Origin of the sequence: Geodermatophilus bullaregiensis (genome assembly GCF_016907675.1) — a bacterium.
Taxonomy (GTDB): Bacteria; Actinomycetota; Actinomycetes; order Mycobacteriales; family Geodermatophilaceae; genus Geodermatophilus; species Geodermatophilus bullaregiensis.
The window spans coordinates 5,071,310-5,095,465 of record NZ_JAFBCJ010000001.1 but is presented as its reverse complement, the minus strand read 5'-3'; the positions used below and the strand labels follow the sequence as shown (position 1 = coordinate 5,095,465).

Genomic DNA, 24,156 nt, shown 5'->3' with positions numbered 1-24,156 from the left:
CTCTCGAGCCCTCGTCCGGGCGGTCGGTGGGTCCTGGCAGGTGGTGTGGTGGTGAGGACGAATCGTTCCGACACGCCGGGTGGACGTCAATGGACGTTGGACCCTGACCGCGCCCGGACCGGGACGACGGCCGTCGTCCCACCGTCAGGAGGCCGCCCGCCGCAGCCGGGCGGCGCCTCGGACCAGCTGGGTCATCTGCTCCGTCGGCGGCACGCCGAGCTCGTCGCGCAACAGGTCCCGGAAGACGTCGTGGGCGCGGAGCGCCTCGGCGAGGTTGCCCTCGGCGAGGTGCACGCGCACGACGGTGCGGTGGGCGCTCTCCCGCAGCGGCTCGGACCGGATCGCCAGGTACGCGGCCTGCAGCGCCTCCCCGTGCCGGCCGGCGGCGGCGAGGCGGCCGGCCACGGTCTCCAGCGCGCGCAGCCGCAGCTGGGCGAGCCGGTCCCGCTCCAGCAGGACCCAGTCGTCGTACCAGCCGGGGAGCAGGTCGCCCAGCAGCGCCGGGTGCGGCAGCGTCACCCGGTCGCCGCCGGCCCGGGGGTCGCAGGCGCGCTCGACCCAGGTGCGCAGCTCCCGCACGTCGGTCCGCACGCCGACCGCGAGCCGCAGGGTGCCGCCCGACACCTCCACCAGCCCCGGGGCGGACCTGCGCAGCCGCCACAGCGCGGACCGCAGGTTGGCCTGCGCCCTGTCCTCGGGGACGTCGGGCCACAGCGAGCCCGACACCGCCGTGCGCGCCGGGCGGCCGGCCCCAGGCACAGGTGGGCCACCACGCGCTGCGCCGCCCGGGGCAGCTCCTCGTCGACCGGCCGGTCCGCGATCCGGCCGTCCAGGACGCTGAAGCCGTCGAGCAGGGTGACGCGCCGTCCGCTGTCCGGAGCGGCACGCAGGAGCTGGTCCATGGGCGTCCCCGATCGTGAGTGCCGACGTCGACGAGCAGAGGGGTGCCGGGGGCCGCTGATACACCGGAGCCGGGGACGGCCCGCCGTGACGCCGCGGTGACGCCCGGCCGGGAGGGTCGGCCCGGACGGACGGCACGGCGCACGACGAGACGAGGTGGCGCAGGTGACCGCGACGCGGACCGCCGACGACCCGGTGCAGAGCCCACTCACGCTGGTCATGGGCGTGCGCTCGCCCGACGACCGCCGGGCGCTGCAGGCGAAGCTCGAGGCGCTGCAGTCCCTGCCCCGCGAGGAGAACCCGGTGGTGACGGCCCTCGACGCGATCGCCACCGTGCACTTCGCGCGCTTCGTCTTCCTCGACGCGGACCGGCTCGCCGTGATCACGACCTACGACGGCGAGTTCGACGTGTACATCAACGAGTTCGTCGACCACATCGGGGACGTCTTCAACGACCTGCTGCAGCACGTGGACGGCGCCCCGCCGCTGCCCGTGCAGCGCCACCGCGAGGAGTTCCTCGACTACGTGCGCCGCCACGACCTGCGGTGCCTGCCGCCGTTCTACAGCGCCTACCCGGACCGGACGGTGCTCGACGTCCTCGCCGCGGACAGCGGCAGCTGACGCGAGGTCCCGGTGCTCGACCTCGCCGACGTCCAGGGCGTCGTCCTGCGCGGGTACACGATGCCCCGCGCGCGCCACCTGGCGCTGCGGGTGGACTCCCCCGCCGCCGGCCGGGAGCTGCTCGGCTCCCTCGTCGACGGGGACCCGCGCCGACCCCAGGTCACGACCGGGACGCCGTGGACCGAGAAGCCCGACTGCTGCCTCAACCTGGCGGTGACCGCCGGCGGCCTGCGCGCCCTCGGGGTCCCCGAGGAGTCGCTGGCGACCTTCCCGGAGGAGTTCACCGCGGGCGCGCGGGCCCGGGCGGACCGGGTGGGCGACGTCGGCCCGAGCGCCCCCGAGCACTGGCTGCCCGTCTTCCGGGACCCGGGGCTGCACCTGCTGGTCTCGCTGTTCGGGCAGTCCTCCGCGGCGGTGGAGCGGGTCACCGACGACCTGCTGGCCGGGACCGCCCCGGGGCTGACCGAGCTGTGCCGGCTCGACGCCGCCCTGCTGGGCGACCGGGTGGACCACTTCGGCTACGTCGACGGGATCTCGCAGCCCACGGTCTCCGGCGCGCCCCCACCGGGACCGCCCGACCGGCTCCCCGTGGCGCCGGCGGGCGCCTTCGTCCTGGGTCACCCCAGCCAGTTCCGCGACTTCACCTACCCGGTGCCGGCTCCGCCGGCGCTGGGCCGCAACGGCAGCTTCGCGGCGTTCCGCGTGCTGGCCCAGGACGTCGACGCCTTCCACGACCTGCTCGCCGAGCAGTCCCGCCGCACCGGCGCGTCACCGGAGCTCGTCGCCGCGCGGCTGTGCGGGCGCTGGCGCGACGGGACCCCCCTGGTCCTCTCCCCGGACACCGGCTCGCCCGTGCCGCCGGTGCCGCCGGAGCGGCTGAACGACTTCGGCTACGCCGCGGACCCGAGGGGCGAGCGCTGCCCGATCGGGTCGCACGTCCGGCGGATGAACCCGCGGGACTCCCGCGTGGCCGGCAACGGCGGGCACCAGCACCGGATCGTGCGGCGCGGGCTGACCTACGGCCCGCCCTACGACCCCGCCCACCCCCGCGACGGGCACGACCGCGGGCTGCTGGGGCTGTTCATCGGGGTGAGCCTGCGCGACCAGTTCGAGTTCGTGATGGGCCAGTGGGCCAACGACGGCCGGTTCGCGCCGGGCCTGGGACGGACCCAGGACCCCTTCCTCGGCGCCGGCGGCCGGATGCCCCTCGCCGTCCCCGGCGGCGGGCGGGCCGAGCTCACCGACCTGCCCCGGCTGGTCACCACCCGCGGCGGTGCCTACTGCTTCCTCCCGAGCGTCACCGCGATCGGCCACCTCGCCGGCCTGTGACAGCGGTGTGCGCACTGGTTGCCCGGTGCTGGCCCGGGCTCGGACGCCGGCGGGAGCTGGTGCCGGTCGGCTGACCACGGTGGGGAGCCGGACCTGCAGCAGTGTGCGCCCACGGCGCATCGTGGTCTCCGGGACGAGCCCTCAGCGCACGTCACCGCCGGCGTCGGAGGCCACGGCCGCCGACCCATCGGCACACCGCTGTGAGTCGCCGGCCGGGGAGTCGCGCGGGTCAGCTCCGCCGCGCTCCCCGCGCCCGCGCCTGCTGCGCCCGCGCCGCCACGGCGTCGTGCGCCGGGAAGCGGCCGGGGCTGAGGAGGCCGATCATGGACGGCGTCGGCGCGACCCCCAGGGTGTCGGCGAGCACCTCCCGGAACGCCTCGTAGGCACGGCACGCCTCGGCGGTGTTGCCCTCGGCCAGGTGGACCCGCACGACGGCACGGTGCGCGCTCTCCCGGAGCGGTTCCTCGTGCACCGCGGCGTAGGCGGCCTCGGCGGCCTCGCCGAACCGCCCGGCGACGACGAGCTCGTCGGCCAGGGCCTCGAGCGCGTGCATCCGCAGCTGGCGCAGCCGCTCACGCTCGAGCAGCACCCACTCCTCGTCCCAGCCGGGGAGGAGCACCCCGCGCAGTGCCTGTCCCGGCAGCGCGAGGTCCTCCCCGCGGACGCGCGGGTCGAGGACCAGCGACGCCCACGTCTCCAGCTCGCGGACGTCGACGCGCACACCGGCGGCGAGGGACACCGAGCCCCCCGACACCTCGACGGTCCCGGGCGCCACCCGCCTCAGGCGCCACAGCGCCGACCGCAGGCTGCCGTGCGCGTGGTCCTCGGGCACGTCGGGCCACAGCTGGCCGGCGATCGCGTTCCGGTCGGGGCAGCGCGACAGGCTCAGGCGGGCGACGAGGCGCTGGACCGCGCGCGGCAGGTCGCGCAGCGGCACCCCGGTGTCGTCCCCCAGCCGGAGCGCGAAGCCGTCGAGCAGGGTCACCCGGGTGGGAGGTGCGAGGGTCACGGGGCATCCCCCTCGGGGAGCCGTCGGTGTGGTGACGGGGAGAGCTCAGGTACCGACGGCTGGTGATCGTCGGCGGCTCACCCGTCGCTGTCAATCGGGTTTCCCGCGTCGCGGAGGAACGCGTCCAGCCAGGCACGCACCGCGTCGAGGACGTCGTCGGGGGACGAGGCCAGGGCCACGGTGGCCTCCTGTGTCCCGCGCCGGCCCGGCGAGGTGTCCACGGTCGTCAGCCGGCCGCGGAAGGCCGGGGCGCCGTCCTCGAGCCAGACGCGGACGAGCAGTGCGGCGCTGCGGTCGCCGTCCACGGTCACCGTCCATCGGGGTCGTCCCTGCGGCCCGCCCCAGCGGGCGGCCCGTCGCCCACGAGTCGTCATGATCGCGGGGCCCCATCCTGACTCGTGACCCCGAGCGGTGCACTCCCCCGACCGGGGGGTGTCCGTCGAGGTGGGGGCCCACCCGTCGCGGGCACCCGCACCGCCGGTCCCCCACGCCGCGGTCGGACGGGTGGCCGCACGGCCGCCCCTCCGATCGCGGGAGCCGCGCAGCCACCCGTCACCGGGCGGTCACGGAGACCCGGGCACCGGCTCCCCACGACGGCGTCACCCGCGCCGGGCACGCGGCGCGCCGGGTCGCCGTGGTCGCGACGGGCGCAGCCGCTGGACATAGTGTGACCCGCACCACTCCTCGCCCCACGGAGGTCCGCGTCATGACGACGACCGCACCCACGAAGGCCGCCGAGCAGGGTCACCCGGACGTCGAGGACGCCGGCCACGTCGACGTCCTCGTCGTCGGAGCCGGGGTGTCCGGCATCGGCGCCGCCCACCACCTGCGCGAACGATTCCCCGACCGGAGCCTCGTCATCCTGGACGCACAGGACAACCGCGGCGGGACCTGGTGGACCCACCGGTACCCGGGCGTGCGGTCCGACAGCGACCTGTTCACCTACGGCTACCGGTTCAAGCCCTGGCGCGGCCCGTCGATCGCCGCGGGCGGGGAGATCCTCGACTACCTCGACGAGGTCATCGCCGAGGACGACCTCGGCGGCCACATCCGCTACCACCACCGGGTCACCGCGGCGAGCTGGTCCACCGAGGACCGCCGGTGGACCGTGGAGGTCTCCCGCGGCGACACCGGGGAGCAGCTGCGGTTCAGCACCGACTTCCTGTGGATGTGCCAGGGCTACTACAACCACAGCCGGCCCCACCGGCCGCGGTGGGAGGGCATGGACCGGTTCCAGGGGCTGGTCGTGCACCCGCAGCAGTGGCCCGAGGACCTCGACCTCACCGGCAAGCGCGTCGTCGTCATCGGCTCCGGGTCCACGGCCGCCACGCTGATCCCGGCGATCGCCCAGGAGGCGGCGCACGTGACGATGCTGCAGCGCTCCCCCTCCTACTTCCTGGCCCCGCCGGTCACGCACGAGCTCGCCGTGACCCTCCGCTCGCTCGACATCCCCGAGGACTGGACGCACGAGATCCTGCGCCGGGCCTACAGCGCCCAGTTCAACGAGCTGGCGCGGATGTCGCACGAGGCGCCCGACGAGCTGCACGCGTTCCTGATGGAGTCGATGCGCCCGCTGCTGCCCGAGGGCTTCGACGTCGAGAAGCACTTCACGCCCCGCTACCGCCCGTGGCAGCAGCGCATCGCCATCGTCCCGGAGGGTGACCTGTTCGCGGCGCTGCGCGAGGGGAAGGCCTCGATCGTCACGGACACCATCGAGACCTTCACCGAGACCGGGATCCGGGTCGGCTCCGGCGAGGAGCTCCAGGCCGACGTCGTCGTCTCCGCCACCGGCTTCGACCTGTCGGCCTTCGGCGACGTCGAGTTCAGCGTGGACGGCGAGCCGGTCGTCTTCCCGGAGCGGGTCACCTGGCGCGGCATCATGATCAGCGGCGTGCCGAACATGGCCTACGTCTTCGGCTACTTCCGGCACAGCTGGACGTTGCGGGTGGACCTGGTGTGCGACCTGGTGGTCCGGCTGCTCGAGCTCATGGAGACCAAGGGCGCCACCATGGTGGTCCCGACGCTGCGGCCGGAGGACGCGGGCATGCAGCTGCGGCCGTGGTCGGACCCGGAGAACTTCAACGCCGGCTACGTCCTGCGCTCGCAGCACGTCCTGTTCAAGCAGGGCGACCGCGAGCCGTGGACCCACATGCTCGAGCACGCGGAGGAGGCGGAGATCCTGCCGAAGGCCGACCTCGAGGACGGGACGCTGGTCTACCGCTGATCCCCGCCGACCTCCGGGGGACGGCCGCCGGCACGGGAGCCGACGGCCGTCCCCCGGAGGTCTTGTCGGTGGGCGGCCCCGCCTGCCAGGCTCGCCGTCCCAGCTCAGCGAGGAGCTCGCCATGCCGCAGACGGCCTGCCGGACCGGAGTCACGCTCAACTACGAGACCAGCGGCGAGGGCGACCCGCTGCTGCTGGTCATGGGGACGTCGGGGTCGATCCCGCTGTGGGGCGAGGTGGTCCCGCGGCTGTCCGAGCGGTACCGGGTGATCGCCTTCGACAACCGCGGGCTGGGCGGCAGCGAGCGGGGCGAGGGGCCGATCAGCGTCGCCTCCCTGGCCGAGGACGCCTCGGCCCTGCTGCACGCGCTCGACGTGCCGCGGGCCCACGTCATGGGGTGGTCGCTCGGCTCCGCCATCGCGCAGGAGCTGGCGCTCAGCCACCCCGAGCAGGTGGCGAGCACGGTCATGTACGCCACCTGGGGACGGTGCGACGGCTTCCAGCGGGCCGTCCTCGCCGCGCTCCGGCTGCCCTACGCGGTCCGGGACGTGGAGGCGGCACTGACCGTCGCCGGCATCGCCTTCTCACCCCAGCTGCTCGACCACCCGGACTTCGCCGAGCTGCTCGCACCGCTGCTGCCCGCCTTCCCGCAGGACGAGGCGCAGATGCAGGTGACCACCGAGCAGTGGGACGCCGACCTGGCGCACGACACGCTCGACCGGCTCGGGGACATCACCGCACCCACCCTGGTGGTCGTCGGCGAGCAGGACCTGCTGACCCCGCCCTGGCAGGCGAAGGCCGTCGCCGAGGGCGTCCCGGGTGCCCGCTTCGAGCTCGTCACCGGCCCGGGCTCGAGTCACGGGATGCACCTCGAGCGCCCGGAGGACCTGGTCCGGATCGTCACCGACTTCCTGAGCGCCCACCCTGTGCGGCACTGACGCCCCGGCGGACGAGGAGGACGCGCGGTGCGGCTGGACGCGCTCTACGTCGACGGCGACATCACCACGGGCGACCCGGACCGACCGCGCGCCCGCCGGCTGGGTGTGTGGCGGGGGCGGGTCGCGGGCCTCGACGACGACCTCGACGGGTGCACCGCCGACACCGTCGTCGACCTGCGCGGGGCTCCCGTCGTCCCCGGGTTCCACGACGCCCACCACCACCTGAGCATGCGCGGGCAGCGGCTGCGCCAGGTCGACCTGACCTCCCCCGGCGTCGCCGGCCTCGACGAGCTGTACGCGCGGGTGGCCGAGCGCGCCGCGTCACTGGAGGCCGGCGCGTGGGTCCTCGGGCACGGCTACGACCAGAACAAGATCGGCGGGCACCCCACCCGCGAGGCCCTCGACCGGGCCGCCGGGGGCCGGCCGGTCTGGCTGACGCACAACTCCGGGCACATGGGAGTGCTCAGCACCGAGGGCTTCCGCCGGGCGGGCCTGGCCGACCTCGACGCCGTGCCGGACGTGCCCGGCGGGCGCGTCGCGCGCGACGACCGGGGCCGTCCGGACGGACTGCTCGCCGAGCGGGCCCAGGAGCTGGCGCAGGCGGTCCTGCGCCCGGAGCCGTTCGAGGACTGGGTCCGCGGGATCGGGATGGCGAGCGACGTGGCGCTGTCCGAGGGCACCACCAGCATCACCGAGCCGGGCATCTGCGCCGGCCTGGCGGGCAACGGCCCCGCCGACCTGGCCGCGTTCCTCACCGCCCGCGAGCGCGGGGTCCTGCGCGTGCGGGCCACGCTGATGCCGGCGATCGACACCCTCCACGAGACCGGCGACGTCGAGCCGGGGCACCCGTGGTTCGGCCTGGACCTCGGCGTGCGGACCGGGCTGGGCGACGAGTGGGTGCGCGTCGGCGCGGTGAAGGTGTTCTCCGACGGCTCGCTCATCGGCCGGACCGCGGCGATGCGCGAGCCCTACGCCGACCCGCCCGGCGCCGCCGGCTTCCTGGTGGAGGAGGCGGCGACCCTGCACGAGCGGATCGTGGCCGCGCACGCCCACGGCTGGCAGGTCGCCACGCACGCGATCGGGGACGCCGCGCTCGACGTCGTCCTGGACGCCTACGAGGACGCGCAGCGCCGCTTCCCCCGCCCCGGCGTGCGGCACCGCGTCGAGCACGCCGGCGTCACCGGCGACGACCAGGTCGCCCGCATGGCCGCGCTCGGCGTCGTCCCGGTGCCGCAGGGGCACTTCGTGGGCGAGATCGGGGACGGCATGCTGCAGGCGCTGGGGCCCGAGCGCAGCCGGCTGTGCTACCGGCAGCGGAGCTTCCTCGACGCCGGCATCGTCGTGCCGGGCAGCTCGGACTGCCCCGTGGTGCGGGGCGCCCCGCTGCTGGGCATCCACGACCTGGTCAACCGGCGCACCGGCTCCGGGCAGCCGTTCACCCCGGAGGAGGCGCTCACCGTCGAGGAGGCGCTGCACGCCTACACGTACGGCTCGGCCTACGCCGACCACCAGGAGCACGAGAAGGGTCGCCTCGCGCGCGGGCTGCTGGCCGACCTGGTGGTGCTCGGCGAGGACCTGTCCGCGGTCGACCCCGCCCGGATCGCCGACGTCCCGGTGGTGGCCACCGTCGTCGGCGGGGTGCCCGAGTTCGGGGCCGGCGACCTGCGCGTCTCCTGAGGTCCGCGGCGGCGTCCCGCCCGGTTCAGCGGACGCCCTCCCACAGCGCGCGCTGCTCGCCCCGCGGGTCCTCGACCAGCCGCACCTGCGCGCCGAAGTCCTGCACCGGCCGGCGCGGCACGTCGTAGGGCGCCCAGCCCGGGTCGCCGTCGGTGACGAACCGGACCCACGCGCCGTGCATCGCGTCGGCCAGCTCCGGCGGTGCGACCCCGCCGGTCAGGGCGCCGTGCGCCTCGTGCGCCAGCGTGTCGAAGGTGAAGCCGAGCTCGAGGGCGTGACAGGCGCCGAGCCGGCCGCCGAACTGGGGTGAGGGCCAGGAGAACTCGTAGACCCAGGTCCGCCCGCCGGGGGCCTGCGCCTCGGCCAGCCGGATGGCCGGCAGCCGGAAGAACCAGTCGGTGGCGACGTCGGCCAGCAGCTCGCCCGGCGTCGCGCCCGGGCGGGCCGCGCCGTAGACCTCGAGCGCCCGGTCGGCCGGCAGCCCGTACCCGGCGATCGCGAGCCCGAGCAGCTGGTCGTTCACCATGTCGACGACGCCGTTGGGCACGAGGAACAGCCGCTGCTCGTCGCGGTTCGCACCGACCAGCACGGCGACGTCGCGGGCCGAGCCTGCCGCGACCGCCCGGATCGGCAGGTCGGGCAGGACCTCGCCGTCGACGACCGGTTCGAACGCCAAGAGGTTGGCCGCCACCTCGCCGAAGCGGCCGGGGTCGGGCATGACCGCGATCTCCGCGGCCAGTCCCTGCTGGGCGGCGATCAGGTCGGGGACCGGGACGGCGGCCAGCGCCTCCCGCGTCGGCGGCACGGCCAGCCGCTCGGCGAGGTAGCCGCAGATCCGGGTCGCCGTGGCCGGGGTGAGCGCGTGGTGACCGGCGCCGCTCTGCAGCACCGCCCGGCCGAACAGCCCCCGCGCCGACGGCATCGCGAGCAGGGAGCCCACGCTCATGGCGCCGGCGGACTCCCCGCCCACGGTGACCCGGGCCGGGTCGCCGCCGAACGCGGCCACGTTCTCCTGCACCCAGCGCAGCGCGGCCACCTGGTCGAGCAGGCCGCGGTTGGGCGGGCCGTCGTCGGCGAAGTGCGCGAACCCGTCGACGCCGAGCCGGTAGTTGATCGTCACGCAGACGACGCCGTCGCGGGCGAAGGCGGTGCCGTCGTAGACCGGCACCGCGCCGGAGCCGTTGACGAACGCGCCGCCGTGGATCCACACGAACACCGGCAGCCCGGAGCCGCCGGGGTCGGGGGTCCAGACGTTGAGGTTGAGGCAGTCCTCGCCGGGGATGACCGGCTCGGGCAGCAGCACGTCGTAGGGCGGGGCGTAGGGCGGCTTGGGCACCGTCGGCCCGTACTCGGTGGCCGGGCGCACGCCCTCCCAGGGTAGCGCCGGCTGCGGGGCGGCGAACCGCCGCGGGCCGAAGGGCGGGGCGGCGTAGGGGATGCCGAGGAAGGCGTGCACCCCGTCGCGCTCGGTGCCGCGCACCGCGCCGCTGCTGGTCGAGACCGTGGACTCCGTGCTCACCCCGCCACCCTGGCGCCGCGCGGGCGCGGGGGCCACTCCGGGCCGGCCGGCAGGGCCGTGGCGGCCGGGTCAGGCGTGCAGCGCCGCCCAGAACGCCGCCCGGACTCCTCCCGCCCCCCAGGCGTTCGGCTCGATGACGTCGCAGAACCACAGTCGCCGCTGCGCCGGCCGTGCCGCGTGCTGCGACGGGTCGCCCGCGCGGAGCCCGTGGCCGTGGAAGGCCCCGGCGACGTCGGCGACCGCGGCACCGTGGCGCGCCGCGACACCGCGCAGCGCCTCGTTGAGCCCGCCGATGGCCGCGACGGCGTCGGGCCAAGGCGGCAGCCCCAGGGCGGCGGCGTCCCCGGTCCCGTCGCTCGGGTCGTAGACGGTGCCGACGACGACCCGTCCACCCGGCGCCAGGGGACCGGCGAGCTCGGCCAGGGCCGCGTCGACGGCCGCCGCCACGCGGGGGACCACCTCGAGGGCCCCGGCCGTGTCCCCGTACACCGACAGCAGGTCGTTGCCACCGATCGTGAGGGTGACCAGCGTGGGCCGTGCCGGCAGCGCCCGGAGACGGGGCAGCTGGGCCTGCAGGAGCGTGCGGGTCGTCGCGCCGTCCGTGGCCAGCAACGCGAACGTCGTCGCCGGGTCCAGGGACAGGAGGTCACGGCCGCGCCAGTCGGGGAAGTCGTCGTCGCGGTTGCGGAACAGCAGGCCGGCGCCTCCCCGCCCGGGGCCGCCCGCGTAGTCGTCGATGGAGATGGAGTCGCCGAGGGCGACGTAGCACGGCGGGGCGGCGGGCACGGGGACATCCTGCGCGCGGTCCCCGGGCCCTCACCCGAGGCGGTGCGCCGCGGCCGCCGCGAGAGTGCCCAGGGTGTTCGTCGCGAGGTGCAGCAGGACGGGTGCCAGCAGGCTGCCGCTCCGCAGCCGCAGCCAGGTGAACAGGACCCCCGCCGCGGCCGTGACCGCGCAGCCGAGGACCACGGCGAGACCCCGCAGGACCGGCCCGTCGACCAGGTCGTTGGCCGCCACCGCGCTCAGCGTGGGACGGACGTGCCAGAACCCGAAGACCACCGCCGCGGCCGCGGTCGCGGCGGGCAGGGACACGAGCCGGGCCAGGGCCGCGAGCAGCACGCCGCGGAACGCGACCTCCTCCCACAGGACCGTGCCGAGCGGGATGCGCACCAGCACCTGGTACGCGACCTCACCGCCGTCGGCCCCGGCGAGCCGCGCGTCGGCGAACAGCGGCCGGACCGCCGGGATCGCCAGACCGGCCGCACAGCCCGCGGCCACCACGGCGGCGGGCAGCCCGCCCCACCGCAGTCCGACCGTCAGCCGCCGCCGGTCGAGACCCAGGTCCCGCCAGGAGAGGCCGGCGGCGCGGGCCGCCACGAGCAGCACGACCGTCGCCGCCACGTTGACCGGCACGTAGGACCCGGGGAGGCCGGGCAGCCGCGGGACGACGACGTTGTTCCACGCGCCGAGGACGAGGACGAGCGGTGCGGCGAACGCGAGGGCTCTCGCACGGCCGGGTGGGCGAGCATGCACGGGTGAGGTCCTTCCCCGTGGCGCGCCGGTCCACGTCCGTGGCGGTGGCCGTGGTCGCGGCCGGGGTCGCAGCCGTGGTCGCGGTCGGGGGCGAGCTGTCCGCGGCCGCGCTCGTCGCCGTCGGGACCGCCGGCGCGGTCGTGGCCGGTCTGGGGCTGGTGCGGCGGTCCGGTGAGGCGGCCCCGCCGGTGGGCCGGCGCGGCCTGCCGTGGCTCGGGTGGCTCACGGCGGCCGGGTCGTGGGAGCTGGTGACCCTGGCCGACGACGACGTGCCGACGGTGAGCGACCTGGCCGATCCCCTCCTCGCGCACCCGGTGCTGCGCGGCGCGGCCACCGTGTGCTGGCTGGCCGCCGGGGCCTGGCTGCTCGCCCGCCCCCGCCGCCGGGCACGGGCCCGGTGAGCGGCACCGCGGCGGGCGTCGCCGGGGTCGTGTGCCTGCTCCTCGCCGGGCTGGCCGTCGAGGCCTGGGCCCGCTGCCGACCCGGCCCGGCGACCGCGGCCCAGGCGGTGGGCGCCGCCATGCGGACCGCTGCCGGTCGCGCCGCCGTCCTGCTCGCCTGGCTGTGGCTCGGCGTGCACCTCCTGGCCCGCTGAGACCGTCGGCGGGAACGCGCCGCCGGTCCCCGACCGGTCAGGCGCGACCGACGACCGTCGTGACCGGCAGACCGAAGCGGCGCTCGATCTGGTGCGGGACGTCCGAGCCGAGCCAGCGCGAGATCCGCTTGGGCAGGGTCGCCACGATGACCTCGTCGAAGTCGTGGTCCCTGAGGGCCTCCTGGACGGCCTCCAGCGGATGGGGGTTCCCCAGGTGCCCCTCGGCCTCGACACCCAGCTCGGCGAGCTCGGCCAGCATCCGGGACAGCCGCCCCCGGGCCTCCTCCGTCGCCTCCTCGTCGGTCCCGGGCCCGCCGTAGCTGGTGGCCAGGCTCGGCATGGGCACGAGGCCGCCGGCCGCCGGCACGACGTGGTAGTTGGCCGCGCGGGTGTCGGGCACGAGCACGTAGAAGGACGAGTCCCCCGCCGCCACCCGCTGGCGGATCTCCTCCCGGAGCTCCCGCCCGCCCAGGGTCTGGTTCGCGACCACGAGATACCTGCGCATCTGATCGACCTCCGTGCGTCGACCTCCCGGGGATCGGAGTCTAGGGACCCGCGAGCCGCCGGACCACGTGTTCGCACGCGCTCCGGCGGCTCGACCGTGGGTGCGGTCGTCAGCCGGGGCGACGGACGTCGGCGGCCACGGCACTGGTGTCGCCGTGCATGTCCTCCAGCTCCACGCCCTTGGTCTCCCGCACCCAGCGCAGCACGAAGATGAGGGAGAGCACCGCGAAGACGGTGTAGAGGCCGTACGCCAGGCTGAGGGAGATGTCCGAGAGCGACGGGAAGCTCACCGTGATCAGCCAGTTGGCCACCCACTGCATGCACGCGGCGAAGGCCAGCGCTGCGGCGCGGATCCGGTTCGGGAACGCCTCCCCCAGCAGCACCCACACCACCGGCCCCCACGACATGCCGAACGCGACCACGAAGAGGTTCGCCGCGATCAGCGCGATGGGCCCGGTGACGTCCGACAGCACCGGGGCGCCCTCGGCGTTCAGCGGTGCGGTGCCGAAGACGACCGCCAGCGTGCCGAGGGTGACCGCCATCCCGACCGAGCCGATGAGCAGCAGCGGCCGCCGGCCGAAGCGGTCGACGCTGGCGATGGCGATCAGCGTGGTCGCGATGTTCACCACGGACGTGATGACCGTGATGACCAACGAGCCGCTCTCGCTGAAGCCGACGGCCTGCCACAGGACGCTCGAGTAGTAGAAGATCACGTTGATCCCGACGAACTGCTGGAAGACCGACAGACCCAGGCCCACCCAGACGATCGGGAGGAGACCGGACCGCGGAGCGCGGAGGTCGGCCCACGACGGCCGCGTCTCCCGCTCCATCGTCTCCCGGATCCGCTCGATCTTGATGTCGAGGCCCCGCTCCCCCAGCAGGGTGCTGAGGATCCGCCGCGCCTCCGGGATCCGGTGGGTGGCGATGAGGTACCGCGGCGACTCGGGGATGGTCAGGGTCAGCACGCCGTAGACCACGGCCGGGACGGCCATGGCGAGGAACATCCACCGCCAGGCCTCGAGGCCGAACCAGAACTCGTTGCGCGATCCGCCCGCGGCGCTGGCGAAGGCGAAGTCCACCAGCAGGGACAGGAAGATGCCGCTGACGATGGCGAGCTGCTGCAGCGACCCCAGGCGACCGCGGATCCGGGCCGGCGCGACCTCCGCGATGTAGGCCGGGGCGATGACGGACGCGACGCCGACACCGATACCGCCGACGATCCGGCCGAAGACCAGGATCGCGAGGTTGGGGGCGAACCCGGTGACCAGCGCGCTGGCGAAGAACAGGACGGCGGCGACCTTCATCGTGAACAGCCGCCCGAAGCGGTCGGCGAACTTCCCGGCCGTCAGCGCGCCGGCCGCGGCCCCCAGCAGCGCCGAGGCCACGGCGAAGCCCAGTGGCCCGGCGGCGACGTCGAACCGGTCCTCGATGGCGGCGACGGCGCCGTTGATCACCGCGCTGTCGTAGCCGAAGAGGAAACCACCCAGCGCCGCCACGGACGCGATCCGCACCGCACTGCGTCCGCTCCCCGTGTCCGTGTCGTCGTAGATGGACGCGCTCTCATCGAATGAACCGTGCTCGCTCACCGGATCCCCCTCCGCCGTCCCCCGCGCGCCACACCCTGTGCCGCCTGGCCCTGCCGTCCCCCGCGTGCCGTTCCCCCGCGCTGTCTCACCGGCGCCGCGCGAGGTCCGCGGCGCCGACGATGCCCGCCTCCGGACCGAGCTCGGCGAGCCGGACGCCCGGCACCTCCCGGTACGCCCGGGCGGTGATCCGCTCGTGCAGCGTGCGCGCGGCCGGCTCGCGCACCAGCTCCCCCGCGGCCGACACCCCACCGCCGAGGACGAACACGCCCGGGTCGAGGACGGCGGCGAGGCTGGCCATGCCGTGTCCGAGCCAGGTGCCGACCACCCGGAACGCCTCGAGGGCCGCCTCGTCGCCGTCCTGTGCCGCCTGGGTGACCGCGAGCCCGGTGATCGCCTCCGGCCGCCCGCCGGCCAGCTCCAGCAGCCGGCCGGCGATGGCGGGTGAGATCGAGGCCAGCTCCTGCGCCTCACGGACCAGCGCCCGGCCACTCGCGTAGCGCTCCCAGCAGCCCCGGCCGCCACAGCCGCAGCGCCGGCCCCCGGGCTCCACGGTGAGGTGGCCGAACTCCCCCGCGATGCCGAGCCGTCCCCGGTAGAGCTGGCCGTCGACCACCAGGCCACCCCCCAACCCGGTGCCGAGGGTCAGGATGACGAGGTAGCCCTCACCCCGCCCGGCACCGAACCGGGCCTCCGCCCAGGCTGCCGCGTTGGCGTCGTTCTCCACGACGACGGGCAAGCCGCACCGCGCCTCGACGGCGGTCCGCAGCGGCTCGTCCCGCCAGGCCAGGTTGGGGGCGAAGACCACGGTGGAGCGGGCCGCATCGACGAAGCCGGCCGCTCCGACACCCACCGCCTCGACCTCGTGCGCGGCCTGCAGCTCCCGCACGACGTCCCCGATGATCTCCTCGATCTTCGCCGGGTCCTGGGACGGCGTGTCACGTCGGGAGGTGGCGACGATGACACCCCGCTCGTCCACCACCCCGGCCGCGACCTTGGTTCCCCCGATGTCGACGCCGATCGCGAGTGCCACGGTCGCCCCTCTGGTCCGGGTGCGGGGTGAGCCAGATCACGGACGACTCTGCTCCCTGGTCGTGCCCGACGCCACCGGAGCGGGTGCTCCCGATCCGCGGCCGGGTCGCGCCGCCGGGCCACTGCTCCGTCTCCGTGGTGGTCGGACCGGGCGCCCCGGCACGACCGGCTGCGGCGGCTCCCCACGGACGACCGCGCCCCGGTTCCGGTGCCGGTCCCCGCACGAGCATGATGTGCCCCAGCTCACGGCGCTCGCCCGTCCGCAGCCGGGACCGCAGGCGTCCGTCCGCCACGGGGACGACCGGTCACCGACGCCCCCCGAGGGGCGGATCAGGAGGTGTGGGATGGCGGCCACGAGGATCCTGGGCATCGTGCTGGCCGGCGGTGCGGGGAAACGGCTCGCGCCGCTGACCGAGGACCGGGCCAAGCCCGCCGTGCCCTTCGGCGGCCTGTACCGGCTGATCGACTTCGCGCTGTCCAACCTCGTCAACGCCGGCATCCTCAAGATCGCCGTGCTCACGCAGTACAAGAGCCACAGCCTCGACCGGCACATCACCACGACGTGGCGACTGTCGAACCTGCTCGGCAACTACGTCACCACGGTGCCGGCCCAGCAGCGCCTCGGCCCGCGCTGGTACACCGGTTCGGCCGACGCGATCTTCCAGTCGCTGAACCTGATCAACGACGAGCGCCCCGACCTCGTCGTCGTCTTCGGCGCCGACCACGTCTACCGCATGGACCCGGGCCAGATGTGGCGCCAGCACCTCGACGGGGGCGCCGGGGTGACGGTCGCGGGCATCCCGGTCCCCCGCCGCGAGGCCACCGCCTTCGGCGTCATCCAGACCGCGGACGACGGACGGCGGATCGAGGCGTTCCTGGAGAAGCCCGCCGACCCGCCCGCGCTGCCCGGCCGCCCCGACGAGACCTTCGCGTCCATGGGCAACTACGTCTTCAGCACCGAGGCGCTGCTCGACGCGCTGCGCACCGACGCCGCCGACGAGGACAGCAAGCACGACATGGGCGGCGACATCGTCCCGATGCTCGTGGGACAGGGCGCGGCGCAGGTCCACGACTTCACGACCAACCAGATCCCCGGGGAGGAGCCCGGCACCGAGCGCTACTGGCGTGACGTCGGCACGCTGGACTCCTACTTCGACGCACACATGGACCTGTGCGCGGAGACCCCGGCGTTCGACCTCTACAACGAGCGCTGGCCGATCCTCACCCACATCCCGTCCCGGCCACCGGCGAAGTTCGTGCACGACGACGGCGACCGGGTCGGCCGGGCGATCAACAGCATCGTGTCCAACGGCGTCATCGTCTCCGGCGGCTGTGTGCGCGGGTCGGTGCTCTCCCCCGGTGTCGTCGTGCACAGCTGGGCGTCCGTCGAGCGGTCGGTGGTCCTGGACGGCACGCACGTCGGCCGCCGGGCCGTGGTCCGCGACGCGATCGTCGACAAGAACGTCCGCATCGGCGAGGGCGTCGAGATCGGCGTCGACCAGGAGGACGACCGCGCCCGCGGCCTCGTCGTCTCGGAGGCCGGCATCACCGTCGTCGGCAAGGGACGGGAGATCCTGGAGTAGCCGCCGACACGGCAGCAGGTCCGGACCAGGTGCGGCCGGGTCGGCCCCCGGGAGCGGGACCTCCGGCCCGGGTGGCAGCGGGCATCGGCCGGTCCCTGGTCCCTGGTCCGTCCCCCTGCGAGGCTCCTCGCGTGACCGGGATCCGGGCGGGGCGGCGGACGCACACCGTCCTCGCGTCGGCCGACGACCGCGGCTTCTCCTCGTTGCGGCACAGCGCCCCGCCGCGCGCGGCGCGCTACGCGCTCGGCCGTCAGCTGCGCCGCAGCGCACCACGCTCCGCACTCGGGGACTGGGCTCCCGCACCCGACCGTCCGGACGTCGTCGACCAGGTCGCCCGCTCCCACGAGGGGCGGCTGGACCGGCTGGTCCCCGTGCGCGTCGGGCGGATGATCGCCTCCCCCTACGCCTTCCTGCGGGGAGCGGCCACCGTGCACGCCGTGGACTTCGCCGCGTTGCCGGCCACCGGGATCACGCCGGTCGTGTGCGGCGACGCGCACCTCGGCAACTTCGGGTTCTACGCCTCCCCCGAGCGCGACCTCGTGTTCGACCTCAACGACTTCGACGAGGCGCACCCGGGGGCGTGGGAGTGGGACCTGCGCCGGCTCACCACGAGCGTCTGGGTGGCGGGCCGGGAGAACGGGGCGGCGGAGACCGCGTGCGGTGAGGCGGTGGAGCGGTGCGTCGAGGAGTACCGCCTGCAGGTCGCCGCACTGGCCGAGCAGCCGCTGCTCGCCCGCTCGTACGAGCACCTGGACGTGGCCCGGTTGCTGCGGACGGCGCCCGGAACGGGTCTGCGGGCCGAGATCGAGACGTCGGCCCGGCGGGCCCGCCGGCGCACGGGTGACCGGGCGCTGCCCCGGATCACCGAGGAGCGCGAGGGTGCCCGCCGGATCGTCACCGAACCACCGCTGCTCACCCGACCGCAGCCGGCCGAGGCGGAGCAGCTGGCCGAGGCGCTGGACGCCTACCTGACCACGCTGCCCCCGCACTGGGCCCGGGTGGTGGGGGGCTACCGCCTGGTCGACATCGCCCACAAGGTGGTCGGCGTCGGCTCCGTGGGGCTCCGCGCGTGGGTGGCGCTCTGCGAGGGCAGCAGCACCGACGACGTGCTCTTCCTCCAGCTCAAGCAGGCCCGGCGCTCGGTGGTCGCGCCGTTCGTGCACGGCGAGTCGGCGTGGCACGCCCACCAGGGCCAGCGCGTCGTGGAGTACCAGCAGGCGGTGCAGACGGTGAGCGACCCGCTCCTCGGCTGGACGAGCGTCGGTGACGTCCAGTACTACGTCCGCCAGTTCCGGGACATGAAGGGCGCGATCACCGTGGCCGGCATCGACGCCGGCGCGCTGGTCTCCTACGCGGGCATCTGCGGGTACCTGCTGGCCAAGGGGCACGCCCGGACCAGCGGGGCGTCGATGATCGCGGGCTACCTGGGAGGCGGCACGAAGGTGCGCCGGGCCCTGTCCCGGTTCGCCCGCGCGTACGCCGACCAGACCGAGCGCGACCACGCCGACCTGGTGCGGGCCGTCCAGCGGGGCGTCCTGCCGGCCGAGACCGGCATCTGAGGGGACCGTCGTCACACGGGAGAGGAGCTGGCATGCGGATCGCGGTGGCGGGTGACCACGCGGGCTGGTCGCTGAAGGAGGAGGTCAAGGAGCTCCTCGCCGGGCACGACGTCACCGACTTCGGCACCGGGGACAGCACGGCGTGCGATCTGTCGGACTTCGTCTACCCCGCGGCGCTGGCCGTCGGTGACGCCCGGTTCGACCGGGGCGTCTTCGTCGACGGGGTCGGCTACGGCAGCGCGCTGATCGCGAACAAGGTCCCCGGCGTGTACGCGGCGGTGTGCCAGGACCCGTTCTGCGCCACACTCGCCCGCTCGCACTCCGACACGAACGTCCTGTGCCTGGGCGCGAAGGTCATCGGATCGGGTCTCGCTCTCGAGACGGTGCGGGCCTGGCTGACGACCGACTTCCTCGCCGACGTCCCGCGGTACGCCGTGCGCGTGGACAAGGTGCGGGAGATCGCCGAGAGGCACGTCCGGCGAGACCCGTGACGGGACGTCCCGGCGGGCGCCGGGTGTCCCGACACGGGGCGGCCTCGGCCGTTGTCCGGGGCCGGGGAGGAGAGCACAGTGGGCCGCGCGGCGGTGCCGCAGGGGCGTCGCCGTTCCCAGGGAGGAGTGGTGGCATGTACGCCCGATCCACCACCGTGCGAGTCCGGCCGGAGGCCGTCGACGACGTCGTCGCCTTCGTCCGCGACGACGTCATGCCGATGGTCACCCAGCTCGACGGCTGCACCGGTCTCTCGGTCCTGAGCGACCCGGACACCGGTCGGTGCATCGTCACCAGCGCGTGGGAGACCGCGGACGCGATGCAGGCGGGCGCCGACCGGGTCCGCGCGTCCCGGGAACGCGCGGCCGAGAGGTTCGGTGCCACGCCCGAGGTCCAGGAGTGGGAGATCGCCGTCCTGCACCGGGCGCACCGGGCCGGGGACGGCGCCTGCGCGCGGGTGACCTGGGCCCGGACCGACCCCGCGCACCTGGACCGGGTGACCGACGCCTACCGGGAGAGCCTGATGCCCTGGTGGGAGCAGACACCCGGGTTCTGCAGCAACAGCCTCATGGTCGACCGCCGGGACGGCCGGTGCGCCTCCGCGGTCGTCTTCGAGGACCGCGAGGCGATGGCGGGCACCCGCGACCAGTTCACGACGCTGCGCGAGGAGTTCGCGAGCCGGATGGGGGTGGAGGTCCTCGAGGTCGCCGAGTTCGATCTCGCCCTGGCCCACCTGCGGGTACCCGAGACCGTCTGACCGGCACGCCCCAGCAGGTCCCCGGGCCCTGCTGCGCGGTCCGGTCGCGCGATCTCCGCGGGCTCCTCGCCGATCCGTCGCGGGAGTCGTGCGGCCGGGCCTCTCGTCGTCGACGAGGCGACGGGTCAGCCGACGAGGCGACCGGTCACCAGCGCCACCGGACCTCGACCTGGGTCCACGAGACCTGGAGCGTGGAGACCTGGGTCGCGCCCGGCGCCGGCGCTCCCGGGACGCGGCCGACGACCGCGGGCCCGGCCGGCGTCGCGTGGCCCCGGGCCAGGCGGGCGATCGCCGCCGCCACCCGGGCCGCCGTGACCGCCGTGACGGCGAGCGCCGCCACCGGGAGGAGCGGCCCGCCGGCGAGGGCGCGGATCCCCGCGGCGACGACCGCGCGGCTCCCCGACGACCCCGCCGCCGGGTGCACGACGGGGCGCGCCGCCCGGGGCAGGACGGCGTCGGGTTCGACAGGCTCGAGGTCGGTCACGCGTCCTCCCGGGGACAGCACCCGCCGTGCCGTCCTCCCCATGGTGGGTCGCCCGGCCGGGCACGTCCACCGGCACGGTGCCGGCACGGCGTGTCCGTCGCCGTGTCCGTCGCCGTGGTGGACGTCGCCGTCGTCGCCGCGCCGGAGCGGCGGCGCGGTGCCAGCATCGGTGGATGAGCTACGGCCACGCGGTACAGGAGGAGCTGCGCGAGCCGTCCCGCGCGCTACGCCGGGCCATCCCGGAGGTCTACGACGGCTACCGCAGGATGCACGCCGCCGCGTACGCGCCCGGTGCGCTGGACGAGAAGACCAAGGAGCTGATCGCCCTGGCGATCGCGGTCAGCAAGGAGTGCGACGGCTGCATCGCGTCGCACGCCCGCGGCGCCGCCCGCACCGGCGCGACACCGGAGGAGGTCGCCGAGGCGCTCGGCGTCACCATCGCCATGACCGGCGGACCGGGCACGGTCTACGGTCCGCGCGCCTTCGCCGCCTACCGGGAGTTCGCGGAGGCGGCCGCACCCGCCCAGGACGGCGACCCGCACGGGTCTGCGGTGAGCTGAGCCGGGCGGCGCACCGGGTCACCGACCGCCGGCCAGCGCGGCGAGCTCGACGACGGCGTCCACCAGGGCCTCGCCGTCGAGCAGGACGGCGTCGTTGTGGTCGGCGCCGGGCACCTCGACCCGGCGGTGCAGCTGCGCGGCGGCGTCGGCCACCCGCCGGCTCTGCGCCGGCGGGACGATCGTGTCCGCGCCGCCGTACACGACCGTCGTGGGCGCCCGCACCCGGGCGACCTGCTCGGCGACCGGGTAGCGGTCGCGCAGCAGCGCCCGGACCGGCAGGAACGGGTAGTGCTCGCGGCCGACGGCGGCCAGGTCGACGAAGGGGGACCGCAGCAGCAGCCCGGCCGGCGGGTGCTCGACGGCCAGCTCGGTGACGACGGCGCAGCCCAGGCTCTCCCCGAGGTACAGGAGCCGCTCCTCGGGGACGGCGGCCTCCTCCAGCAGCCAGCTGCGCGCGGCCCGGACGTCGAGGGCGAGCCCCGCCTCGCTGGGGCTGCCGGGGTTGCCCCCGTAGCCGCGGTAGTCGAACAGCAGCACCGCCAGCCCGGCCGACGACAGCGCCCGCGCCAGCGGCGCGCGCAGGCCCCGGTGCCCGCCGTTGCCGTTCGCCACGAGGACGGCGGGCGCGTCGGCGGCCGGGCCGGGGACGAACCAGGCGCCCAGCGTGAGGCCGTCGGCGGTGGCCAGCCGGACGTCCCGGCCGCCGGGGACGGCGTCGGCAGCCGCGGGCAGGGGACCGCCGCCCGGGAGGTAGACCAGGCGCCGCTGCACGCTCCACAGCAGACCCACCAGGACAGCGAACACGACCGCGACGACCAGCGCCGCGCGGAGCACCGAGCGCAGGGCCCGCCGTCGCGGACGGGGAGCGCCGGTGCCGGCCATCCGCGTTCAGGCGGTGGGGGGCGAGGGGTGCAGGGTGATCCGCAGCTCGGCGGCCGCGTCCACCTGCTCGCGGCTGTAGCGGAGGGGGAAGGCCTCCCCGCGGGCCCAGGGGCCGAAGAGGTCGGTCGCGTGGGGGGTCCCGAGGCGGCCGGACTGGCCGGGGGCGTTCATCGCCAGGGACTCGTCCCAGGCGCCGACGTCGACGGCGATGCGGAAGGTCGCGCCGGAGGTCTGCACGAAGTCCGGTCCGTACGCGGTGTTGCCCACCGTGTCCCCGCTGCCACCGCGGGGCAGCGGGCCGACGGCCAGCTGGTCCTCCGGCAGCCCGCTGAGCAGGGCCGCGAACGGGTGGGTCATCCGCGCGACGTGCAGCCGTCCCCAGGCCCACCGCTCCCGGTCGGGCCCCAGCAGCCGTTCCACCTCGGCGACGGCCGCCGGCACCGTCTCCGCGACGACCCCGGCGAGGACCTGCTCGGGATCCGGGCCGAGCCGGTCGCCGGGCTCCTCGACCAGCTCGACGTCGACCCGCGCGTCGGCGAGGGCGTCCTCCTGCCCCGCGATCCGCGCGGCGGCGTCCGGCACCGCGGCCGGGGCGACGAGCTGCGCCAGGGCCCGCCGGAGCAGGGCGGGCCGCAGGTGCCGCCGGTACCAGACCTCGAACAGGGCGGCGGCCGCCGAGTCGGCCCGGAGCTGCACGTCCCAGCCGAGCAGGAGGTCGAGCCCGTCGACGTCGTCCGGCAGCGGGAGGGCGCGGACCCGGGTCAGGATCCGGCGGGCGGGGACGCTCAGCACGTCGACCTGCAGCGCCACCGCGTCCTGCGGCGTCGCCGCCGGCGTGGCGGCCAGCACCTCGTCGATGCGCTGCCGCCGGTACGGCGCCGACCAGTCGTAGGAGACGTGCCGCTCCGCGGGGAAGTCCGCGGGCAGGTTCATCTCGTTGGCCGTGGCGATGGACCCCGAGGGCGGGTCGACCGACGCCGGGAGCTCGTCGGCGTCGAGGAAGCCGGCCCACTCGTACCGGCCGTCGCCGGGCACCGGCAGCGTGCCGTCCCAGTTCGGCCGCCGTGGGGTGCGCCCGCCGGCCGTCCAGCCGATGGTCCCGCCGGTGTCGGCGTACACCTGGTTCTCCGGGGGCGCGCCCCAGCGGCCCATCGCGGCCCGGAACGCGTTCCCGTCCCGGGCGCGCAGGTACTCGATGCTCCCGAGGTAGGGGGCCATCCCCGGTCCGAGCCACGCCGCCCGGACGGCGAACGCGGTGCCGGTGGCCGGGTCGGTGCGGATCACCGGCCCGTGCCGGGTGAACAGCAGCTCCACCTCGACCGGCTCCCCGTCCCGGACGGCGATCGTCTCGCGCTCGACCCGCATCGCCTCCCAGCCGTCCCCGTAGCGGTACCGCAGCGGGTCCTCCGGGTCGGTCGCGTAGACGTAGAGGTCCTCCTGGTCGACGGGGAAGATCGTGAGCCCGAAGGCGACGCGGCCGTTGTGGCCGATGGAGATCCCCGGCAGCGCCGGCTCGCCGGCGCCGATCACGTCGAGGCCGGGCGCGCTGAGGTGCACGAGGTAGCGGAGCCCGGGGAGCGCGGCGGCGGCCCGGTGCGGGTCGTTGGCCAGCAGGGGACGGCCGGTCGCCGTGCGCGCACCGGAGAGCACCCAGTTGTTGCTGCCCTCGGGGAGCACGCTGCCGCGCGCGGCGTCCGGGGACGGCGCGCCGAACACGGGTGGGAGGGTGGCCAGGTCGTACACGGCCAGCACGTCGTCCGGGATCAGGCCCAGGTCCAGCCCCTCGGGCACCGCGAGGGGCCGCGGGGGCTCCCGCTTCCGGCGGAGGTCCTCCACCGCGGCCGGGTGGTCCCGGAGCGTCAGGGCCCGCGCGACCTCCTCGCGGAGGTTGGCGAACAGCCCGTGGCTGCGGATGCGGGTCACGTCGGAGGGGTCCCAGAGGGCGGGCCGGTAGCCGAGCTGACGGAACTCGGCCGGCAGGAGCGCCGGGTCCTCCCGGGTCAGCTGCACGAAGGCGTTGACGCCCGCGACGAAGGCCGTCGCCGCCCCTTCGGTGTCCGGTCCGTAGGCCGCCCAGTCGCGCTGCGCGTCCCCGCGGAACAGGAACAACCGGGCGGCCCGGTCGCGGTCGACGTGTTCGGGCCCGAGGACCTCCGCCAGCTGTCCCAGTCCCCGTCGCCGCCAGAGGTCGATCTGCCAGAGCCGGTCGCGGGCGGCGGTGAAGCCCTGCACCCGGAAGGCGTCGTCGCTGGTCGCCGCGTACACGTGGGGCACCCCCCACCGGTCGACGACGACCTCGGCCGGGGCGGTGAGCCCGGGGAGGACGAAGGACGTCCGGTCCGGTGCCACGTGTCGTACCCCCGTCGCTCGTTCCCCGTT

24 protein-coding genes are annotated in these 24,156 nt (G+C 75.6%); 12 read left to right on the top strand and 12 right to left on the bottom strand.

Annotation, left to right across the window (positions count from 1 at the left end):
* Nucleotides 1–144: 144 nt before the first annotated feature.
* On the bottom strand, nt 145–759 hold the full coding sequence (locus tag JOD57_RS27155; RefSeq protein ID WP_307824920.1) for an AfsR/SARP family transcriptional regulator: 615 nt from the start codon (nt 757–759) through the stop codon (nt 145–147).
* Between the two features lie 306 nt (nt 760–1,065).
* Here JOD57_RS27155 and JOD57_RS24425 point away from each other — a divergent pair, with 306 nt between their 5' ends.
* Nucleotides 1,066–1,521, top strand: a complete 456-nt coding sequence (locus tag JOD57_RS24425; protein WP_204694395.1) for a hypothetical protein — start codon at nt 1,066–1,068, stop codon at nt 1,519–1,521.
* Nucleotides 1,522–1,533: 12 nt separating this feature from the next.
* Entirely contained in the window at nt 1,534–2,850 is a 1,317-nt protein-coding gene (locus JOD57_RS24420) for a Dyp-type peroxidase (protein ID WP_204694394.1), read from the top strand.
* Nucleotides 2,851–3,079: 229 nt separating this feature from the next.
* Here JOD57_RS24420 and JOD57_RS24415 read toward each other — a convergent pair whose 3' ends face one another.
* Nucleotides 3,080–3,859 carry an AfsR/SARP family transcriptional regulator gene (locus JOD57_RS24415; protein ID WP_204694393.1) on the bottom strand — a complete coding sequence of 260 codons (780 nt, stop codon included), beginning with the start codon at nt 3,857–3,859 and terminating at the stop codon, nt 3,080–3,082.
* Nucleotides 3,860–3,936: 77 nt separating this feature from the next.
* Nucleotides 3,937–4,164, bottom strand: coding sequence for a hypothetical protein (locus JOD57_RS24410; RefSeq protein WP_307824918.1), 228 nt, complete (start codon nt 4,162–4,164; stop codon nt 3,937–3,939).
* Nucleotides 4,165–4,565: 401 nt separating this feature from the next.
* On the opposite strand from JOD57_RS24410, the gene JOD57_RS24405 reads away from it, so the two are divergent.
* From JOD57_RS24405 to JOD57_RS24395, 3 genes are all read left to right on the top strand, one after another.
* Nucleotides 4,566–6,083, top strand: a complete 1,518-nt coding sequence (locus JOD57_RS24405; protein ID WP_204694391.1) for a flavin-containing monooxygenase — start codon at nt 4,566–4,568, stop codon at nt 6,081–6,083.
* 121 nt (nt 6,084–6,204) lie between these two features.
* The gene (locus tag JOD57_RS24400; RefSeq protein ID WP_204694390.1) at nt 6,205–7,020 is read left to right on the top strand and encodes an alpha/beta fold hydrolase; all 816 of its coding nucleotides are present in this window, start codon (nt 6,205–6,207) and stop codon (nt 7,018–7,020) included.
* Between the two features lie 27 nt (nt 7,021–7,047).
* Nucleotides 7,048–8,697, top strand: coding sequence for an amidohydrolase (locus JOD57_RS24395; protein ID WP_204694389.1), 1,650 nt, complete (start codon nt 7,048–7,050; stop codon nt 8,695–8,697).
* 25 nt (nt 8,698–8,722) lie between these two features.
* Here JOD57_RS24395 and JOD57_RS24390 read toward each other — a convergent pair whose 3' ends face one another.
* From JOD57_RS24390 to JOD57_RS27150, 3 genes are all read right to left on the bottom strand, one after another.
* Nucleotides 8,723–10,216 (bottom strand): carboxylesterase/lipase family protein, encoded by a 1,494-nt coding sequence (locus tag JOD57_RS24390; protein WP_204694388.1) that lies wholly within the window; start codon nt 10,214–10,216, stop codon nt 8,723–8,725.
* A gap of 69 nt (nt 10,217–10,285) precedes the next feature.
* Nucleotides 10,286–11,002, bottom strand: a complete 717-nt coding sequence (locus JOD57_RS24385; RefSeq protein WP_204694387.1) for a GDSL-type esterase/lipase family protein — start codon at nt 11,000–11,002, stop codon at nt 10,286–10,288.
* Between the two features lie 30 nt (nt 11,003–11,032).
* Nucleotides 11,033–11,749: a CPBP family intramembrane glutamic endopeptidase gene (locus tag JOD57_RS27150; RefSeq protein WP_204694386.1), complete on the bottom strand. Its 717-nt coding sequence runs from the start codon at nt 11,747–11,749 to the stop codon at nt 11,033–11,035.
* Between the two features lie 2 nt (nt 11,750–11,751).
* Between JOD57_RS27150 and JOD57_RS24375 the strand changes: the two genes are divergently transcribed.
* Together JOD57_RS24375 and JOD57_RS24370 are read left to right on the top strand one after the other, a co-directional pair.
* Complete coding sequence (locus tag JOD57_RS24375; RefSeq protein ID WP_307824916.1) at nt 11,752–12,150, top strand: hypothetical protein; 399 nt, start codon at nt 11,752–11,754, stop codon at nt 12,148–12,150.
* The gene (locus JOD57_RS24370) at nt 12,147–12,344 is read left to right on the top strand and encodes a DUF6186 family protein (RefSeq protein ID WP_204694385.1); all 198 of its coding nucleotides are present in this window, start codon (nt 12,147–12,149) and stop codon (nt 12,342–12,344) included. Before JOD57_RS24375 ends, JOD57_RS24370 begins: the two co-directional genes overlap by 4 nt.
* Before the next feature lie 37 nt (nt 12,345–12,381).
* Here the strand turns inward: JOD57_RS24370 and JOD57_RS24365 are convergent, their stop codons facing one another.
* The 3 genes from JOD57_RS24365 to JOD57_RS24355 all read right to left on the bottom strand — a co-directional run bounded on the left by JOD57_RS24365 (nt 12,382) and on the right by JOD57_RS24355 (nt 15,464).
* Nucleotides 12,382–12,849 carry a putative universal stress family protein gene (locus JOD57_RS24365; RefSeq protein ID WP_204694384.1) on the bottom strand — a complete coding sequence of 156 codons (468 nt, stop codon included), beginning with the start codon at nt 12,847–12,849 and terminating at the stop codon, nt 12,382–12,384.
* Nucleotides 12,850–12,958: 109 nt separating this feature from the next.
* Nucleotides 12,959–14,359 (bottom strand): sugar porter family MFS transporter, encoded by a 1,401-nt coding sequence (locus JOD57_RS24360; protein WP_307824915.1) that lies wholly within the window; start codon nt 14,357–14,359, stop codon nt 12,959–12,961.
* A gap of 160 nt (nt 14,360–14,519) precedes the next feature.
* Nucleotides 14,520–15,464: an ROK family glucokinase gene (locus JOD57_RS24355; protein ID WP_204694382.1), complete on the bottom strand. Its 945-nt coding sequence runs from the start codon at nt 15,462–15,464 to the stop codon at nt 14,520–14,522.
* Between the two features lie 343 nt (nt 15,465–15,807).
* On the opposite strand from JOD57_RS24355, the gene glgC reads away from it, so the two are divergent.
* From glgC to JOD57_RS24335, 4 genes are all read left to right on the top strand, one after another.
* On the top strand, nt 15,808–17,046 hold the full coding sequence (gene glgC, locus JOD57_RS24350) for a glucose-1-phosphate adenylyltransferase (RefSeq protein WP_204694381.1): 1,239 nt from the start codon (nt 15,808–15,810) through the stop codon (nt 17,044–17,046).
* 131 nt (nt 17,047–17,177) lie between these two features.
* Nucleotides 17,178–18,605: a DUF2252 domain-containing protein gene (locus JOD57_RS24345; protein WP_307824914.1), complete on the top strand. Its 1,428-nt coding sequence runs from the start codon at nt 17,178–17,180 to the stop codon at nt 18,603–18,605.
* Nucleotides 18,606–18,637: 32 nt separating this feature from the next.
* A complete protein-coding gene (locus JOD57_RS24340) occupies nt 18,638–19,096 on the top strand; it encodes an RpiB/LacA/LacB family sugar-phosphate isomerase (RefSeq protein ID WP_204694380.1) in 459 nt (152 codons plus the stop codon).
* 134 nt (nt 19,097–19,230) lie between these two features.
* Nucleotides 19,231–19,851 (top strand): antibiotic biosynthesis monooxygenase, encoded by a 621-nt coding sequence (locus JOD57_RS24335; protein WP_204694379.1) that lies wholly within the window; start codon nt 19,231–19,233, stop codon nt 19,849–19,851.
* Nucleotides 19,852–19,996: 145 nt separating this feature from the next.
* Here the strand turns inward: JOD57_RS24335 and JOD57_RS24330 are convergent, their stop codons facing one another.
* Nucleotides 19,997–20,335, bottom strand: a complete 339-nt coding sequence (locus tag JOD57_RS24330; protein WP_204694378.1) for a hypothetical protein — start codon at nt 20,333–20,335, stop codon at nt 19,997–19,999.
* A 173-nt stretch (nt 20,336–20,508) separates the two neighbouring features.
* Here JOD57_RS24330 and JOD57_RS24325 point away from each other — a divergent pair, with 173 nt between their 5' ends.
* Nucleotides 20,509–20,895 (top strand): carboxymuconolactone decarboxylase family protein, encoded by a 387-nt coding sequence (locus JOD57_RS24325; RefSeq protein WP_204694377.1) that lies wholly within the window; start codon nt 20,509–20,511, stop codon nt 20,893–20,895.
* Nucleotides 20,896–20,913: 18 nt separating this feature from the next.
* On the opposite strand, the gene JOD57_RS24320 is transcribed toward JOD57_RS24325, so the two are convergent.
* Both JOD57_RS24320 and JOD57_RS24315 read right to left on the bottom strand, forming a co-directional pair.
* On the bottom strand, nt 20,914–21,777 hold the full coding sequence (locus JOD57_RS24320; protein WP_204694376.1) for an alpha/beta hydrolase: 864 nt from the start codon (nt 21,775–21,777) through the stop codon (nt 20,914–20,916).
* Between the two features lie 6 nt (nt 21,778–21,783).
* Entirely contained in the window at nt 21,784–24,126 is a 2,343-nt protein-coding gene (locus JOD57_RS24315) for a penicillin acylase family protein (protein ID WP_204694375.1), read from the bottom strand.
* Between the last annotated feature and the right edge of the window lie 30 nt (nt 24,127–24,156).